We start from the raw sequence: 2,146 nt of genomic DNA, 5'->3' as shown, positions 1-2,146 counted from the left end.
GGGCGCGGCCACCCAGCGGGCGCTGGTCCGCGCGGCGCACGCGGCCGGCATGCGGGTCGTCGGCCCGAACTGCCTGGGCGTGGCCAACACCGACCCGACGGTACGCCTCAACGCCACCCTCGCCCCGGCGTTGCCGCCGGCCGGCCGGGTCGGCATCTTCAGTCAGTCCGGTGCGTTCGGGGTGGCGCTGCTGGCCGAGGCGGACCGGCGGGGCCTCGGGCTGTCCAGCTTCGTCTCGGCCGGCAACCGGGCCGACGTCTCCGGCAACGACCTCCTGCAGTACTGGCAGGACGACAGCGGCACCGACGTGATCATGCTCTACCTGGAGACCTTCGGGAACCCGCGCAAGTTCGCCCGGCTGGCCCGGCGGATCGGCCGCGCCAAACCGGTGGTCGCGCTCGCCTCGCCGGCCCGACCGCCAGGGGTCGGTGACGCCGTCGGGCCGGACGAGGTGGCGGTGGCGGCGCTCTTCGCCCAGTCCGGGGTGATTCGGGTGGACACCGTGCCGGAGCTGCTCGACGTGGGTGTGCTGCTGGCCAACCAGCCGTTGCCGGCCGGCGGCCGGGTCGGTGTGGTCGGCAACTCCTCGGCCCTCACCGGGCTCGCCGCGACCGCCTGCGTCGGGCACGGGCTGAGCGTGGCCGACGGATACCCCCGCGACGTCGGGCCGAGCGCCGGTGCCGCCGAGTTCGCCGCCGCGCTCGCCGAGACGGCCGCCGACGAACGGGTGGACGCCCTGGTGGTGGTCTTCGCCCCGCCGCTTCCCGGCCAGCTGACCGAGGTGGACGCCGACGTGACCGCCGCGCTGCCGGCCGCCCTCGCGTTGGGCAAGCCGACAGTGGCGACGTTCCTGGTCGGGCGGCTGCCACCGGGGGTGCCGGCGTACGGCGGCGTGGAGGAGGCGGTCCACGCGCTCGCCCGCGCCCACCGGTACGCCGAATGGCTTCGCCGCCCACCCGGGGTGGCACCGGAGCTGCCCGACGTCGATCGGGCCGCCGCGCAGGCCGCGCTGCGAGCCGACGGCACCGACCCGGGTGCGCTGCTGGCCGCGTACGGCATCGACGTGGTGGCCTCGGTGTCTGTCGACTCGGTCGACGCTGCTGTCGACGCGGCGGCGCGGCTGGGCTTCCCGGTTGCGCTCAAGGCTGCCGCTCCCGGGTTGCGGCACCGACTCGACCTCGGCGCGGTCCGGCTGGACCTGCCCGACGAGCCGACCCTCCGCCGGGCGTACACCGACCTGGCGGCGACCTTCGGCGCGGACGCCCTGGTGCAGCCGATGGTCCCGCCCGGCGTGGCCTGCGTGGTGGAGGTGGTGGAAGACCCCGCGTTCGGGCCGGTGGTCGGCTTCGGCCTGGGCGGCGTCGCCACCGAGCTGCTCGGCGATCGGGCGTGGCGGGCGGTGCCGCTGACCGACACCGACGCGGCCGAGCTGGTCGACGAGCCTCGGGCGGCGCCGCTGCTGCGCGGGCACCGGGGGGCCGCACCGGTCGACCGGGCGGCCCTGGCCGATCTGCTGCTACGGGTGGGTCAGCTCGCCGACGAACAACCCCGGGTGCGCTCGCTGACCCTCAACCCGGTGCTCGCCCGCCCGGATGGCATCTCGATCCTGCACGCGCAGGTGGGGGTGGGTGGCGTGGTCGCCCGTCCGGACACCGGCCCCCGCCGCCTGTGAGCGTGCCCGGTCAGGCACGGCTGGAGATCTGCTGGACGCCCCAGGTGTTGCCGTCCGGGTCGGCGAAGAAGATGAAGCCCACATTGTCCAGTGGATCCGGCACCGGCCGGGGGTTCTGACCGACCACCTGGATCTCGCTGACCTCCACACCCCGTTCGACCAGCTCCTCGTGGGCCCGCTTCAGGTCGGGCACCACCAGTTGCAGGCCCTTGAGTGAGCCGGGAGGCATCTCCGGGACGACGCCCTTGCCGATCACGACCGAGCAGCCCGAGCCGGGCGGCGTCAGCTGGACGATGCGCGCGTCGTCACTGATCACGGTGTCGTGGTCCACAGTGAAGCCGAGCTGTTCGGCGTAGAACTTCTTTGCCCGGTCCACGTCCGAGACCGGCACGATCACCACTTCGAGTGTCCAGTTCATGGTCGTTCTCCTCGGTCGTTGGCCGGTGGGCGGTGTCCCCAGTCAAGCACCCCGAC

General features: G+C 74.3%; 2 protein-coding genes. One reads left to right on the top strand and one right to left on the bottom strand.

The window, feature by feature from the left end; translation table 11 throughout:
* A partial coding sequence (locus tag AB0B48_RS32890; protein ID WP_357208501.1) for an acetate--CoA ligase family protein occupies positions 1-1,672 on the top strand: 1,672 nt, incomplete at its 5' end.
* Between the two features lie 10 nt (positions 1,673-1,682).
* On the opposite strand, the gene AB0B48_RS32885 is transcribed toward AB0B48_RS32890, so the two are convergent.
* Positions 1,683-2,090, bottom strand: a complete 408-nt coding sequence (locus AB0B48_RS32885; protein WP_357208500.1) for a VOC family protein — start codon at positions 2,088-2,090, stop codon at positions 1,683-1,685.
* Positions 2,091-2,146 lie beyond the last annotated feature (56 nt).

It is taken from the genome of Micromonospora sp. NPDC049089 (genome assembly GCF_040648775.1).
Classification (GTDB): domain Bacteria; phylum Actinomycetota; class Actinomycetes; order Mycobacteriales; family Micromonosporaceae; genus Micromonospora.
This window is presented reverse-complemented; position numbering and strand designations above follow the sequence as displayed.